Source organism: Paracoccus lutimaris (assembly GCF_003337565.1).
GTDB classification, from domain to species: Bacteria; Pseudomonadota; Alphaproteobacteria; order Rhodobacterales; family Rhodobacteraceae; genus Paracoccus; species Paracoccus lutimaris.
This window is the reverse complement of sequence record NZ_QPJL01000018.1, coordinates 36539-52696: the sequence shown is the minus strand read 5'-3', so window position 1 is coordinate 52696 and position 16158 is coordinate 36539. Positions and strand designations below refer to the sequence as shown.

Sequence of the window (16158 nt, the reverse complement as noted above, 5' to 3'; positions counted from 1 at the left end):
GGCTGGCAGCAGGGTCATGGCGTCACTCCTCGGCCATCGCGGCAAAAGCCTGGGCGCGGGCGAAAACCTGCCGCAGTCGGGCCGAGACGCGCAGGTCCGCCAGCGGTTGACCCTCGTGCAGGAAATGGCGGCGCGGCTCGTCCAGCCCACCGCCCAGGGATTCATAACGCGCCACCAGTTCGACCCTGGGCGGGGCGAACCGCAGCCCCTTGGGCGCAATCTTGCGCAGCCCGGCCCGGAAGCGTTCATCGCGGGCCTCCTCCTCGCCCAGGCAGACCGTCGCAAGGGCACAAAGATCGTCCTGCCCCAGCACATCGCCATCGGCCAGCTTCCGCGCAGTGGCGACCAGAATGCTCAGCGGTCCCTCGTCAACCAGCGCCGCCAGCCCGCGCCGACCGGTGGCGCCCAGCCAATCGAGCAGATGGCGGGCCCGGGCCTGCAACGGCGCATCGACCAGATCGGCAAGCGCGCGGATTTCCCCGACAAGCGCCTCGCGCTCTTCTTGCGGGGCGAGGTCGGTCAGCAGCCGGTGCTCCAGTCCCTGCAGATAGCTCAGGGCGAATTCGGGCCGAAGACCCGGAGCCCTGCGCTCGCCCCTCAACCAGTCAAGAAAGGCTTGTCTCTGATCCGGTAAAAATGGGCTTGCGGGCGACAAGGCGAAAGGCAGTTGCGCCAGCATACCGCCATGGTCGGTTCCGGCATAGGTCCAGCGCGGCAGGTCTTGCGTGTCGCTTGCCCGCCATGCGACCGGCTGCGGGGCAGCGTGGTCACGCCACGACAAGCCCTCGGGGCGGGTCAGCGGCACCAGTTGCGGTGAAAGCCCGCCATCGCCAAGCCGGGTCCAGACCGGCTCTGGCGCCTCCTTATCAAGCGCCTGCGCCAGCCGATGCGCCAATCGCTCCAGGGGCAGGCCCCAGCTTTCCGGACCGATGGTCAAGCGCACCGCCTGCCCGTCCAGCCCGGAATGGGCGGCCTCGACATCCAGCCGGGGCAGCGCGCCGGCCCAGCAGCCCGCCCAGAGGCGGGCAAGCTGCACGGCCCGCACCAGCGCGACAAACCGCGCCGCGAGACTGTCCGATTGCAGCTTTTCGGACTTGCTGCCGATGGCGATGGGATAGGCGCCCTTCTTGTCGGACGGCACGGCGGACACAGCGTCCAGCAGCCGCTCCAGCGGGCCGGTTTCCTCCATTTGCAGCATCCAGCGGCCCGGCGAGACGCACCAGAGCCGGACCTCGCTGCGGGACGGCACCGTCATGATCTGCAACTGACGCTGCATCAGCGCAATGGCGTCGGGAACCGTGCGCGCGCCGGCACCGGAATGCACGGCCCGGCGATAGTCCTCGACCTGCGCGGCGCGGCCAGTCTCTTGCGTCAAGGGCTGGAGGATGCGCCGAGGCTCCAGTCCTGCCATGGAGCGTGGCGCACCGGCCGTCAGATCCGGCAGCAGCACCCCCCGCGCGGCCAGCCAAAAACCGCGCAGCTGCGCAAGACCCGCGGCCGCGGCGTCTTCGTTCGTGCAGACGAACTGGCCGGAGGCCGGATCGCAGGTCACGCCGCCGGCCAAGACCTCGGGCGGCAGCCGGAACGCCCAGAAGCGGCCGGCCGCATGATAGCCCTCGGGATGCGCGCCATCGCCGGTGCGAAGGACGGCGGCGCCGCGCGGTTCGATCCCGACGCGGAACGCTGTCTGACCCGACATCATTCCCCCTCTCCTTTCAGGCGATACCACTGCGCCACGCTGAGAAAGCCCGTGGGTTTGCTGCCGATCCGCGACTGCCAAGCGGCGATGGCACGACGGGACGCGGGTCCGATCACCCCGTCCGCGCCCAGATCGACCCCCAGCTCGCGCCGCAATGCCAGCTGCAGCGCAACCGGATCATATTTCGGCTCGAATTGCGCGGAGATTGCCGATGGCATGGGCCGGCCAGGGGCGGTATCCCTTGTCGGCGACCTTCGCGCAACGGTCGGCCGCTGCGAGACCAAAGGCGGATCGGCAGCCGAAGGGGTGAGAGCCGGCGAAGGGGCGGCAGCCGGTGGGGAGGCAGGAACCGATCGGGCTGGCGGCACAGCGGCAACGCCGCCATGCAATGCGCCGATGGCAGCAGAGACCGAGATCGACAGCAACCGATCGTCACCCAGCAGGAAGATTTCCCCGCCATCCGGCCGCGGCACCATGCCCTGCAGCCGGGCGACAGGAAAATCGGCGGCCGCAGAGTTCCGCCCGTCATCCAGGCTGATCTGCGTCCCGGTCATGGCGACCGCCAGCATACCGGCCTGCGCCGGCCCCGCCGCCAGCGCACGCGGATGGCTGCTGATGTCGACCACCGCTGTCCATGCCCGACCCGGAGCCGGGTCCTCGCATTGCAAGAGCACCTGGCGCGATGCCTCACCGCCCTCGACCATCGCCGAGACGCGGTTATCCGGCAGCATGTCGCCACGCGCGATACGATAACCCTCCGGCAAGGCCGCGGCCAGACCGGCAAGGGCCGGGCAAGCCAGCCCGTCCGCAGGCGCCGGTGCAGGAGCATCCTCGACATAATGCGCGCCCTGCCGGCCAAGCTGCACGACGCGACCGTCGAGCGCCCGCGTCAGCAAGACGTCATCGGAAGCGGAATGGATCGCAACGGGCTGCGCGGTTTCGGAATCCAGCACCAGAACACCCAGGCCACCGGCCGCCAGCAGCCGGCCTTGCGGATCCCGCAGCGGTGCGCCTCGGACAATGAGATCCTCGAACCGGCCACTGACGATGCGGCGTTCAAGCGGGCGGCCTCCGGCCGCTTGCGCTGTTGCCAGAGCTGCGTCCTCCTGCCTCCACCAGCGCCACAGCGGATCCCTGCCCCGAACCTCGCGGCAATGGGCCGTCGCCTCGACCCCGGCGGCGCCGTCCCACCACAACGCCTTGCCCCCGGGCAACGCGAGGCACAGGCCAAGCGCATCGCTGCGCTGCGATCGGTCGCGGGTCATGGCCCGGACATCGCGAAAGGCAAGCTGCCCCGATTGCACCCGACGGGTTTCCGAAAGGCGCGGCACACCCGCCGGCGCCCGCCACCAGCCCGTTTCGGTCAGAAGCTCGGTCAGCCCGGAAAACGGGGCCGCAATGGCGCGGAAGGCGTCGAAATCGAAACGGCCCGCCGCCAGGCGCGCGGGTTCGCCTTGGAATGTGATGCGTGTCGCCTGCACATCGCCCTGCGCATCCAGGTCTTGCTCAACCCGCCACAACGGCGGCGCATCGACCAGGATCCTCGCGCGGGCGGCACCGGCTGTCGCGGCAAACGCACCCAGGTCCTTGCTGTTATCGGCCGCGCCCTGCAACCAGGACCCGTCCCTGCAGGATAGGCGCAAGGGACGCCCGGCCTCGGCCGGCAAGCCATGCGCGCGGCCGTCCAGGATCTCGACGCGGCTGGCGGCACAGGTTGCAAGCGCATCGTCATCGGCACCGGACATGACGACCAGCCGCGCCGGATCGAGATGGCCCGGCGGCGCGTCGAAGACGCCCGCATCGGTTACCAGCTGCAGGCCCCTGTCATGCCAGGCCAGGAAACGCGGCTGGTCGAGCAGCAGGCGCCCCGCCGCCCAGCCAGTCGGACGCCACTGCCCGGCCAGGTCGAGGCGATGCACCGTGACCTCGTCCCCATTGATGCCATAGCGCAGCCGGCCGGTCTCGAGCACCACGCGGCCCGAGGCACGATCCCGGATGGCAGCCGCCTGGATCGGTCCGACCGCAGCCATTGTCGCCGCATCCGCGCGCAGCACGCCCGCCGAGGTCAGCACGTAAAGGCCGGCCTCCAGTCGCGCGGTCCCGTCCAGCGGAACCGATGCCGGCTGACAGAACAGTTCCTGCGCGCCGGCGACCTGGACCTGCTTTCCGGCCAGACGCAGCACCTCGGCATCCCGCCACAGCTCGGCGCGCAGCGACCCGCAGGTCATGCCATCGGCAAGGTTGTCATGCGGCAGCCGGCCCTGCAGCGGTGGCCGCAGCGGCAGCTGCGCGCCGCCTTCCAGCAGATAATCCCCCTGCACGGCCCCGTCGGATTTGCTCCAGCGCCAATATCCGGTCCGGGCGACGAATTTTGTGGCAAGACCCGACGCATCGTTGCAGGCGGTGGGCGTTGCCGTGATCGCCGTGAACGCCGCGCAGCCCGAAGCGAATTCGGCGACGATCCGGTCGGGAGACGCGGCGGGACGGCCGACCGCACGCACGGCAAGCCCCGTCGCGCGGTCGCCTGGCACGATCAGGCGCTGATTGGCATAGCCATCCGCTTGCGATGTCAGCCGACGCAGGCCAAGTCGCGTCCCCACCAGCAGGGCGGGATCCCCCGGATCGCCATGGATCGCGGTCACCTCGTCGAATGGCATGACCTCGCCCGCATTCCAGGTGAAGGGCAGCCTGGCCGGGGACTGCTGCCCGATGACATCGACCGCAATCTCGAACCAGGCTTTGCCACGATAGCCGGCGCTGATATCCTCGACCGAGGCCAGCGCGCGCGTCTCCCAGTGGCGTTCGTCAGCCTTTGGCAGCCGCCATTGCGACTGCTGCTGGTCCCAGATCCGATACCCAGTCGCATCCCGATGAAACAGCACGCGCTGCGCTGGGGCGGACCGGATGGTATCGAGTTCGCCCGCACCCGGCGCAGGACCGACCGGAGCGGCCACGCCCGCCAGATCGGCAAGCGCAGGCGCGACATGGGTGCCCGCTCGGGTGATCGCCACCGCCAATTGCGGCGTCGCCGCAAAGGCCTGCAACTGGTCGATGTCGAAATCCAGCCCCTGCCGCGCCAGCCGCCAATCTTCCCCAGGCCGGGCAGGGCGCAATACGACCAAACCGTCCTTCCTGTCCCAGATACGGCCATTCTCGGACGCAAGGCGACCGTCCCTGAAAGGCTCGGAAGCGCCCTGCCACTGGCCCTGACCGTCCTGCTGCAGCCATCCAGCGCCCGTGCGCAGCAGCAGGCGGCCATGTTCGGCCTCAAGCCGCTGGGCGCCCATGGGAAGCGACTGGGCGCCAGCCAGCTGGGCCTGCGGGATCAGCCCGACGGGGGTCAGATAGGTCACCGCTCCGTTCACTTGGGCCGCGGATTGGCGCTGGTCATGCAGAAAACCGCGTGCGGCAAGCGCCGGTGCCTTCCCGCCCGCCACGGCGATGGTCGCCGCAACCTGCTGTTGCCGGGGGTCGATGGTGAACTCCAGCGCATCGATGCGCAAGGTCCGCGGCCCCGCCGCTGCAGTCACGGTGCCATCCGCCGCAACCAGCCCGCGCGCGCTGTCGAGGAACACGCCCTGATAGGCCGCCTGCGGCAGCGCCATGCCCTGGTCCGAGACGCGGCGCAGGCCCTCCGCGCTCTGGTGCCACAGGCCAAAGGCATTCAACCAGGCGATCCGCCCGCCCGCCAAGGCCAGGCCGCGTGCCGGATGGGCCGGCAAGAAGCGACCGTCGCGGATCGCTTCGTCGGGCGCCATCTCGATCGGCTCAGACGATGTCGCAAGACGCACCCGCCTGCCTGGGCGCTGCCACCCAATCCAGCCCTCGTCGAAAGCCTCCAGCACTGCTGGCGTCAGCGGCGACAGGCTGATCCGATTGCGCAGCCCCGTCATCTCGGCCACCGAAATGCGCGGCGGATTCAGATAGGACCGGCCGTCGATCTGCGCCAGAGCCCCGCGCAACTCGTCCTGCCCTTGCGAATCGTTGACCAGCGGCGTCGCCGTCACCGCCTCGGCCAGGGCGCCAGCGGGGCTGAACAGCAGGCTGCGCCGGTTGGTCAGGACGGACAGCCCGCCCGCCTGCGCCTCCGACAAGGCGATCACATGCTCGCCCGCGTCCAGGCGGCCCGGAAGGTCCTGGGCCTTGACGCAGGGCCTGATGACCGGCGGCAGTTGCACGACCGGCGCCGGGGGGCCGATGAAGTCGGCCGGCAGGGGCGCAGGCCGCGGAGCCGGCACTTCGCAGCGGTCCGCCCAGATCAGGTTCAGCCGTCCGCCCCGGATTTCCTGCAACCAGCGCTGCGGGTCCTGGCCGTCACCGGGCACGGGCAGCACGGTCACCAGATCGGCCGCAAAGCGGATCAGCGGGTCCGAACGCAGGCCACCCTGCTCGGCCGATGCGACACCGGCCTTGCTCAGCACGACATGGCCGCGCAGCGTGTAATGGGCATGCATCGCCGGATCGTCGCGAGAAGAATCCGGTTTCAGCGGCTGGAGCAGCTGGCCATCGGCAATGCCCTTCACCTCGTCTCCGACCAGCGCGGCATAACTCCTGTCGGTGCGATGCAGGAAGTCTACATTGTCCAGCACGCGGATCGCCTTGCTTCCTTCGATCCGCCACAAGGCGCGGCCCGGCCCTTCCCACAGCATCGGCACACCGCCGCTGCTGAAAAGCACGGTCTCGGTGCCGGGCGCCGGCCCCTGCACCCGACCAAGCGGGCGTTTGGCCTCGTCCAGCAGCCACAGCGCGTCGCGCGTCAGCATGAGATTGGCGGCCCGCAGAAAACCGCGCACATCCGACGCCTCGATCCGCATCGGCGGGCCGGCCAGCAGCTGGCAATCCGGCGTGGCCTGGCCGCGCACCAGGCTGCAGCGCCAGGCATTCAGATCCTGATCGATCCGGAAAAGTTCGGTTTCCAGGGCCGTGGAGGAATAGCTGTATGTCCGGTCCGTTCCCGGCAGATAGCGGGCTGAAAGCACGGCCAGCCCTGCCTTCCCAGCGACCGAGCCATCAAGGCGATGAATGGCAACCGGGGCGGTGATCGCGCCGTCCATTAGGATCAGATCCCCGCTGCTGTCCGAGGCCAGCTGCCATCCGACATCCGGGGCCGGCAGCGCGATGTCCGCCCGTGGTGCCTCGCTACCCGACTCATAGATCAACAGGCGTCGGTCCGAGAGAACCGCGATGCTGCTTCCGAAGCGTGCCATGTCCCGGATCTCGGCGGGCGCGATCGGGATCACGGGCAAGACGGGACGCGCGGCGCGCGCGAAAGCGATGGTATCGCCTGCCGCGGATTGTCCCTGCCACAGGGCGCCATCGCCATCCCAAAGCGAAATCAGCGCCGGGTTGCTGCCGGGGGCAAGGTCGAACTGGGTCACCTCGCGCGGTGCACCGGCAAACGCCTGCCTGCTCCAGGTCCGCGCGGACAGGTCATAGCGCCACAAGGCATCGGGCATCAGGACATGCAGCCCGCCACCCGCCGCCGCATAGACCTTGGCGGGTCCGGACATGGCGGGACCATCGCCCGCCGCAGGCGCCACCTCGGCAACCTGACCGCCTGCCCAGCGCCGCAGGCTGCCGTCCCCCATCAGAACCAGAGCCTCCGGTGCGCCGTCGACCTGGCTGGCCTGACGACCCGTCAGACTGACCTGCCAGTCGATGCCGACAGGTGCGGCGGCGCAGGACGGCACGTCCTGGATCGCGGCGACCGGCACCGAGAAAATGCCGTTCGGCGCCAGCCGGACCAGATGCCCGCCCAGATTCAGCAATCGGCCGTCCCCCCCTGCGCCCAGACCCTCGACCCGCAACCAGCGATGCAGGTCGGGCTGATAGATCCCGGCCTCGGTCGCGGTGCGCACCAGCAGGCGCCCCCGGTCGAGCGGCACGACATCCCTGACATCGCCTCGAGGGGCAGCCACGCCCATGTAGAGACAAGACTGGCCGGACGAGACATAGCGCCGGCCATTGCGTTCGGCCATGGCCACGGCGCCATGCGCGCCCAACCAGCCGTCGATGAACCGATCGCCGACGAAGATCGGCTTGTCGCCGGCATGAATGCCGCCGCTGTTCTTCCACAGCGGGACATCATTCGCGACGTCCAGGATCTCGGCATCCCGGCCCGGCGCCGTCCAGCTGGCGCCAAAGCGCCGTTCGCCCGGCGTATAGCTTTGCACGACCGAATCCGAGGCGAGGAAAAGCCGCCGCCCCGACGCCATGACATCCTGCACCGCGGCCGCGCCGAACCGCGCCCGGACCGGACCGCCATAGACCTGCCGCCAGCCGTCCTCGGCCGAGGAATAGACGGTTCCGTTTCGATCCAGCCCCAGCAGCCGGTCGCCGGCGATGGCAATATCGGCCAGGCCCGCGCCCCCCTCCGGCGCCGCCATCGGCCCAAGCCAGCCCCGCTGGTCCTGATTGTAAAGCCAGAGCCGATCCTTCGACGCGAAGAAATAGGCCGCGCCGGATGCCGCCATCGAGACCGGTCGCAGGCCTTCGGGCAAGCCGGGCCCGACCTGTGGGACGATTTGCGCCTCGGGCGATGCCAGTTGCAGCAGTGTGCCATCGGCGGCGACAAGCGTCAGCCCCGCCCCGTCCGCCCGCGCCCGCGCGACGGCCCTGGCCGCGCTGCCATGACTTTCGACCGAAAGCTGCTTGGCCGGAAAATCACCCGCGATCTTCAGGGAGCGCACGTCGCCGGAGCGTTGCGAAACGATCCACAGACGCCCCTGCCCGGGCACAAGCAGCGCATCCGATACCGGCAGCGGCGGCAGGGCGGCGGCGGGGGTGAAGCTGTAGCGGCGCGCGGCGCTGTCATGCACCAGAATGCCATCCGGACCCAGCGCGACGAACAGGGATCCAACCGCCGCCGCGCGCGTGAAGCGCGCATCGGGCGGCGCGCCGGGATCCGCCTGGGCCAGCACCTGCGCCGTTTCGCCATCCAGCTTGAGCACCCGGCCGCGGTCGTCCAGCCCGAGGACCTCGGCGCCCGCGCCCGGCAGGATCTGCCGCAGCGGCGCCTCCAGCGTGGTGCGGCGAGCCACCTCGCCGTCGCTGATGACAAGGAAGCTGTCCGGCAGGCCGACAAGCAGCCGGCGGCCGTCGGTCTCGGCGAAATGGGCGGTCGGTTCCTGCGCGGCCAAGGTAGTCCAGCGGCGCGCCGCCGACGCATAGACATGCACCCCCGCCGTCCCGAGCGTCACCAGATCCTCGCCCTGAAGCGCGACATGGCGCAGGCCGCTGTCGTTCAGATTCGGGTCGACCTGCAGTTCCGCATGCAGCACGGCGACCCCGCCCTCGGCGTCGATGCCCAGCAGGGAAAGGCAACCGCCCTGCCCGTCGGCACAGGCCGAGCGTCGCAACGCCAGCAGCCCGTCCGAGACACTGTCCGCCAGTGCCAGGATCTCGCCCTCGGTGTCGGCAACCAGCGTGCTGGCCGCATCGAAACCGGGCTGATCCGGCGGCAGCCGGTGCAGCCCGTCCCGGGCACCCAGCCAGAACGCACCGGCATGGAACAGCGGGCCCTGGCCGGCATCGGCAATGGCCGCACGGCGGCGCCAGACGCCGCTGCGCTGGTCGAACAGGCCAAGCCCCTTGCTTGCCGCATTGACCAGCACGAACCGGCCATCATCCGAAACCGCCCAGCCCGCGACATCCGCCTGTTCGACGGGCGTGCCATCGGCCGCGCGAAAGGCGCCGTCGCCCAGCCACACCTGCCAGGTGCCGTCCCGCCGCTCGGCCAGGCCGCCCTGTGCGGTGACGGCATAGACGCTGGCCCCTTCCGGACAACCGGCGGCCGGGCAGTCGGCGGAGAGCAGGGCCAGATCACCGCTGAACCGGGCCGAGCGCGGCAGGCTTTCCGCGGCGAAGGTCCGCCCCGCCATGTCGAAACGGTCGACCGAACCGTCCTTCCGGCCGACCAGAAGATCATCGCCCACGGCAACCATGTCGCGCATGGGCGAAGCGTTGTCGCGGTAATCCGTCAGGATCCGCCGGTCCTGAACCTCGGTCACCAGCGGCGGATCCAGCCGCCCCGAGGCCACGATCCACGAGGCCGCGGCATAGCTTCCCGCTGCGGCCACGGCGATCAGCGCCGCGCCGATCACCAGCAATGCACCGTCCAGGCGCTGCCGCGGGCGCGGGTCGGCGAAGCGGCGTCGCGCGTCCTCGATCGCCGCTTGCCGTGCGGTGGCGCGCATATCGCGCATATCGCTGCTCATTCGCTGTTCATCCTGCCGATCACCAGAGGCTGTCGGGCCCTCGCGATGGCGGCCACCTCTCCCAGCGGCCGATCCATGTCCACGCCCGGCAAGAGCCCGGCAAGCCAGACGGGGCGGGCGCGGGCGAGCTGTGCGCGCTCGCAGACCGCTGCCCAGAACTCGAAGTCGATCATGCCCTCGGCCTGGGCCAGGTCCTCGCGCGGGAGGTCCGGGTGATAGCGTTGCAGCGCCCATTGCGTGAACCAGGCCGAGGCCGCGTCGGGCTGCGACAGGACCGCGCGACGCACGACACCCAAGGTCGACAGCGCCAGGTCGGCCGGTGCGCGGCCCGGCGCCGACAAACCGCTTGCGGCATCGGGAATGGCCTCGTCCGGGATCATCGTCATGGCCTCGACCTTGCCTGCGGTCTCATCGCCCCAGATCCGGCGCAGATCGGATCGCAGAGCGGCCGCCTTGTCAGGCTCCAGCAGCGCGGCCAGCAAATGCTGCTCGGCGCAGCGTGTCCGGGCCGGCGGCGCATTGGCGCGCAGATAGGCAAGGCCGATGGTCATGCGGCACAGCATCGTCACATCCGCCGCCCGCCCCGCCTCGATGGCCGCCTTGGCCTGGGCCTCGGCCTGCCGCAATTCGCTGTCGATCACCGCGACCAGCAGCCCCTCATGCCCGCGCTTCCAGCGCAGGATCTGCTGAAATCCGATCAGCGCGCGTGTCCAGTTGTGGCGCAGCCCATAGCGCAGGGCCGCCACCTGCAGGCGTCGCAGCGGCGTGCCGAAACCCAGGAACTCGGTCAGCGCCAGCAACAGCATCACCGCGACAGGACCGAACCACAGCAAGGACCAATACCCCGACCGCAGCCACAGCCAGGACCATAGCGGCAACCAGATCCGGTCATGCGCTGCATAAAGCAGATATCCGATGCCGGCAGGCCGCAACCATTCCGTGGCCACGATCCAGCCCAGCAGGACGAGACCTCCAAGGACAGCCGCGACCGCCATCCGCCGCCGCATCCATGGCCGCCGGCGCAGGGGCGGTTCCCGGCCGATATCCAGCACTGTCGAGCGGCCCGGCCGCCTGTCCTGCGGTTCCGACGGGACGGCGGTCATGGCCCGGCTCCGCTCGCCGGAGGGCGCGGACCGATGAAATCGGGCGTGACAGAAGGCTGCAGCACGGGCCCCCGCATATTGGACAGCTGAAGGCTGATCCAGGGCCAGTAATGCACCAGCAGCAGGATCAGACCGGCCACGACCAGCAGCAACAGCAGCCACCAGCGGACCCGGCGCCAGAAGCGCAGCAGATGCAGGCCCAGGATCCGCCGCCGCAGGCGCGCCTTGCGGCGCAGCACCGCAGTCTGGAAGCCCTGGCGCGCTTGCTGCATCCCGGACAGGGTCGCGGCCCAGCGTCGCCTTGCGAAATCCAGCCCCTGCCGGTCGCTCAGCCGCGCGCGAAGCGCCTCGGCCCAGCCGCGCAACCTGTCGGACCGGGCCAGCGTGTCATCGACGCCTTCAAGCGACACATGCGCAGCCTGCAACAGGGTGGCCAGCCGATGCGAGGGATCCTGCATCAGTCCAGCTCCAGCCTGTCGCGCAATGCGCCGATGCGATCGTTCATCGCGGCGATCTCGGTCTCGGCATCGCGCATGATGCGGTCGCCCGCGGCCATCTCGGCGCCATACTGCTGGAAGAACGCCAGGCGGGCCGCGGCCATGTCCGGCAGTTCCTCGGCTATCGCGACCATCTCCTGGTCCAGCCCGCCCAGCGCCGTGCCCAGACCGTTGAGCGAGCCGGTGACCTGCGCCAGCCTGCCCTGCGCCATGTCGATGAAGCGCCGCGCCGTGTCTAGTTGCGCCTGCAGACCCCTGACCTCATCCGCCACCGCATCGGACAGGCGATCGAGGCAATGGATCAGCTCGACCTGGGCCTGCTGCCATTCCAGGCGCAGCCCCTCCACCTCGCCCGACATGGTCTTGCGCAGGTCGCGGGCAAGCTGGCCGGCATAAAGCGTTTCGGCCAGTTCGCGCAGCTCCTCCGGATCGGCCACGCGCGGAGAGCTGGCAAGGATATGCTCGTTGATCCAGCGCAGGCTGAGCTTCAGCGGCGCGAACCGCGCCAGGTCCAGCAGCTCGACCCCGATTTCATCGCGGCCACCGGCCAGATGGCTGAACACGAAAGCCGGCTGCGCCTGGCTGTCGTCCAGAACCGCCGAGGCATCGGCGAACAGATTGCCCAGCACCAGCCGCAATGTGCCCGAAACCGAACTGCCGAAACTGTCGATATAGGGCAGGATCCGCTGGCCATGCGGCACGAACACCATCGGCTCGTCCGGATCCGAGGCGAGCGCCTCTTCGGCATGCGGGTCAAGCCAGAATGTGATCGGAGTGTCGCCCGACACGGCCCGCCAGTAGAATTCGGGCAGCACCCCTTCGAACTGCACCAAGTCGGGATCGTAAAGCACGAAATGCGCCGGCTCCGCCCGATCCGCGGCATGGCTGGCGGCATATCGCAGCCCGGCATTCTCGCGCAGCGCGCGCGGCATGCGGCGCAGCCCATCCACCAGCGCAGGCAATTGCGCGTCGCTGAACCGCAGCAGGCGCAGCTGCGGGCGCCCGAGGGCCTGGATCAGCGCGATCCGCGCCTCGCGCTCGTCGATTTCCGCACGAAGCTTCTCGACATCCTCCTCGCTGCGAGAAAGGTCGCGGATCACGTCCAGGCTGATCCGGTAGCCCAGCGGGAAACTGCGGTCATTCAGCCGACGGTTCAGATCCTGCTGCGCCTCGGCATCGGGGCGCAGGTGCAGCACCTGCATCCGCAGCGCAGGGCCGGTTTCGTCGGGCAGATCGGCGCCGGTGATCGTCCTTGCCAGCGCCTCGACGGGGGTCATTTCCGCAGACGCTTCCCCGGAAAGCACCAGGACGCGGCATTCGTCATTGAAGCCCGGCACGAAATGCAGCTCGTCGTCACGCTGCAACAGCCCGGCATCCGCCAGGCCGTTCAGCAGTTCCGAGACGGCCACCCGGTCCTGCACCGCGAAGGCCCGGCCTTCGGGCAGCCACAGCGACATGGCGGCAAGCCCATGATGGCGCAGCAAGGTCACGCCCGCAGGCAGGCCGCCGGCGCGCAATCCAACAAGGGTGGCGCCGCGGGCGGGGTCGTCGTCAAACTCCAGGACCGTGGCCGCGGCACCGTCCGTCATGAAACGCACGTCCCGCGAACGGCGGGCAATGGCGCTCAATACGGCGGCACGGGCGTCTTCATCCGACTCGACAACGGCGCGGATGGCGCCGGGCGCGGCGTCGTCCTGCTGATCCGCCGCGGTCCCGGTGACACGCGACCACAGGAAGGCCAGGATGCCTTCGGTCAGGGACGGCTCGCCTTGCAGATCGCGGCCTTGCGTCGGCAGGCGCTCCAGCTCAGACGCCAGCCGTCCAGCGGCTTCGAACGCCTGTGCCAGGCGGCCGAGCAACGGGGCCGCGTCGCCCGGCGCCAGGTCGATCCGTTTCGGCAAGAGCGCAAGCAAGCTGCCGCCCGGATCCAGCCGCAGCCGCAGATCCATCTGCGCGGCAAGCGCAAGATGCGGCGCAAGCGCCAGCAGGAACGGCTCGACGGCCTGCGCCCGCAGGCGCGGCAGGACCAATGTATCACGCTTCAGCGACATCAAGGGCCTCCAGCGTCACGTCCATCATCCACAGCACAAGTGTCCCCATGAACTCGGCCAGCGCCTCGGCGCCCGGTTCATCCGACGGCTGCGGCAGAGTCAGGTGCAATTCCTTGCCGCCATCGGCAAAGCCCGACAGCTCGGGCGCCTGTTCCCCGGCGCCGCCGCGCCATATCAGGCAGGCCATATGTGCCCTGCCGCCCAAGGCGCGACCGAGAGTCGCGGACATTTCCGCGCGCAGCTCGCTCCAATCCGTTTGCCACGGTGCCGGCCGGCAGAGCAGCACCATGCGCCGCCCGTAATCGGCAGCCAAGCCCGCAGGATCGCGCCGGCGCGCCGCAGCCAGGGGTGCAAGCCCCGCCCGCCACAGGCGCAGCACGGCGGCGGCTTCTGCGCTGGCGGGGTCCGTCCCGGGCGCCGGCGAGGCTGTGCGCCCGGGCAGGACCGCAAAGCCCGGCAACAGGCGCGAGCGCATCAGCATGTCCGCCCGCACCCGCCCATCGATCAGCAGCGGCGGCAGCTTGCCCAGCCCCGGTTCGGAAAGCTGGCAGTCCAGCACCGTGGCGTCGCAGCCCTGCTGCGACCAGACCAAATCGGAATTCGCCAGCCCCATCTGCGAAAGCGCCACCCGCAGCCGGATCGCGGCATCCGCCCAGGCGGCCTTGACCAGCAGGCCCATGCCGTCATCGCGGTCCGCCCCCTGCAGCGCAACCGCCAGCAGGTCGCGACGAGGATCGCGGCGCGGCGGGCGATGCCGCACCAGCAGGCCTTCGTGCAGCAGCTTGTTGGCCAGCAGCATCCGGGGCTGGATCATCTCGCTGAACAGGCCGTCCGGCAGATCCTCGAGGCTGCGGGACTGGTGGATACCGGCCACGCCGCCCTCTTTCGGTCGTATACCAGCCCGGCGATGGGCCGACACCTGCCTGGCCCTGCGGCGCGGCCGCTCATGCTGGCGCGCCAGATCGAAACGGGGCGGATGCAGAAAGATCAGCGCCGCCAGCGCCGGATCGCATTCCCCAGACGCCGCAGCGGCGCTTGTCCGCGCCCTGGCTGTCGCCAGCCGGTGCGCTTCCTGCAGCAGGTCCAGCGCGGCATGCACCCAGAAGGGCCTCCCCATCACCTCGGGGTCGGCCAGCGCGGCCTGGGTCGCCAGTTCCAACGAGGCTTGCGCCTTTTGGAACGCCTCGGGCTCGACCGGTTCGACGCCATGGCCGGCCAGCGGCAAAAGCCCGGCGCGCCTTGCCGCATGGCGCAGGACCGGCTCGGCCACGATCAGCGGAAAGCGCAGCCTCGCGTTCAACATCAAGGACTGGCCGCCGACGGCACCGGAAATTCCCAACGACTTCGCCATGCAGCCAAAGGCCCGTCCCCAGAACGGGTCCAGCAGCGGTTGCCGCGACGCAAGAAACCGCTCCAGCATGCTGGCCAACGCCCCGGACAAGGGGACATGCCTTTGGGCGAAAGCATCGCGCAAGCGCATGGCTCCCGTGCCGAGCGGGCCGGATTCGCAGGAGATGATCAGCCGCGGTTCACTCATGCAAGCAAGAGTTCCTGCCGCATCTTGGACAGCGCACCCGGATCACCCTGGTCCAGCCCATAGGTCAGGATGACGCCCAGATCGCGCGGCAGCACCTCGGCCTCGGCCGCTTTCGCCTGCGCACTGCGCAAAAGCGCCTCGGCTAGGACGATGGCCGAGAACTTGACCAGGCGCCGGTTCGACATCTCGGACAATTCCCTGGACCGGACCATCGCGACCATGGCGGCAAGCTGCGGCAGGGCCTTGCCCAAGGGATCGACCACCAGCTTGCCCTCGGTCGTCATGGTCTCGATCATGTCCCGATAGGTTTGCAGAGTGCCGGGCAGGTCCTTGAAATGGCCTTGCCCGGCATCGGCGTGGCTGTGCGTTTCCGTCCAGGCGGCCGAAAGGAGCCTCGAGAGGGCGTCGTGCCCGGCCGGAGCATTCTCCATCCGGCAGCGCAGCAGAAAGCGGTCATAGACCGCGCCCAGCCCCTCTTCCCGCGGCGCATGGTTGGTCGCGCCGAACAGCATCTTCAGCGGCGTCGGATAGACCACGCCCCTGTCATGGAACTTGCGTTCGTTCATGAAGGTCAGCAAGGCGTTGAGGATCGCGGAGGAGGCGTTGAACACCTCGTCCAGAAAAACCACCTCGGCGCGCTGCATCTGTCCGATGACGTTGCGCTCCAGTCGCGGGTCTTTCGGGTCCATCAGCTTGGACAGATCGAAATAGCCGAAAAGCTCGGACGGCTCGGTGAATTGCGTCAGCAGGTATTCGAAATAGCGCTCGTCCTTCCGGGTGGCGCCGGCAAGGGTTGCCGTGTCCTGTTCGCGCGGGTCGTGGTCCAGCACGCCGATCAGGCTGCAGAATGCGCGGATCAAGCGTGACTTGGCCGTGCCGGGCGGGCCGATCATCACCATGGCCTCGCCCGTCATGGCGGACAGCATCATGCAGCGGACGGCTTCTTCCATGCCGTAGAAACGGCCGATCAGCGCCTTTTCCAGGTCGAGCACCCGGTCCAGCATCGCCCGGTTGCTTTTATAGATCGCCGTGACGGCTGCTGGGGTGAACATGAG

The 16158-nt window shown here is 69.4% G+C and carries 7 protein-coding genes; all 7 read right to left on the bottom strand.

The genetic code is table 11. The features are described 5' to 3' along the window. Positions 1–22 precede the first annotated feature (22 nt). Genes DFP89_RS14730 through DFP89_RS14700 form a run of 7 tightly spaced genes read right to left on the bottom strand, consistent with a single transcriptional unit; the run spans position 23 to position 16155 of the window. The gene (locus tag DFP89_RS14730; RefSeq protein ID WP_114350153.1) at positions 23–1702 is read right to left on the bottom strand and encodes a hypothetical protein; all 1680 of its coding nucleotides are present in this window, start codon (positions 1700–1702) and stop codon (positions 23–25) included. After that, complete coding sequence (locus DFP89_RS14725) at positions 1699–9915, bottom strand: peptidoglycan-binding domain-containing protein (protein WP_114350152.1); 8217 nt, start codon at positions 9913–9915, stop codon at positions 1699–1701. Before DFP89_RS14725 ends, DFP89_RS14730 begins: the two co-directional genes overlap by 4 nt. Then, positions 9912–11018 carry a hypothetical protein gene (locus DFP89_RS14720; protein ID WP_114350151.1) on the bottom strand — a complete coding sequence of 369 codons (1107 nt, stop codon included), beginning with the start codon at positions 11016–11018 and terminating at the stop codon, positions 9912–9914. Before DFP89_RS14720 ends, DFP89_RS14725 begins: the two co-directional genes overlap by 4 nt. Continuing rightward, complete coding sequence (locus tag DFP89_RS14715) at positions 11015–11476, bottom strand: hypothetical protein (RefSeq protein WP_114350150.1); 462 nt, start codon at positions 11474–11476, stop codon at positions 11015–11017. Before DFP89_RS14715 ends, DFP89_RS14720 begins: the two co-directional genes overlap by 4 nt. Next, entirely contained in the window at positions 11476–13566 is a 2091-nt protein-coding gene (locus DFP89_RS14710) for a hypothetical protein (protein WP_114350149.1), read from the bottom strand. The genes DFP89_RS14715 and DFP89_RS14710 overlap by 1 nt, the downstream gene beginning before the upstream one ends. After that, positions 13550–15103: a hypothetical protein gene (locus DFP89_RS14705; RefSeq protein ID WP_114350148.1), complete on the bottom strand. Its 1554-nt coding sequence runs from the start codon at positions 15101–15103 to the stop codon at positions 13550–13552. Before DFP89_RS14705 ends, DFP89_RS14710 begins: the two co-directional genes overlap by 17 nt. Beyond that, the gene (locus DFP89_RS14700; protein WP_114350147.1) at positions 15100–16155 is read right to left on the bottom strand and encodes an AAA family ATPase; all 1056 of its coding nucleotides are present in this window, start codon (positions 16153–16155) and stop codon (positions 15100–15102) included. Before DFP89_RS14700 ends, DFP89_RS14705 begins: the two co-directional genes overlap by 4 nt. Positions 16156–16158 lie beyond the last annotated feature (3 nt).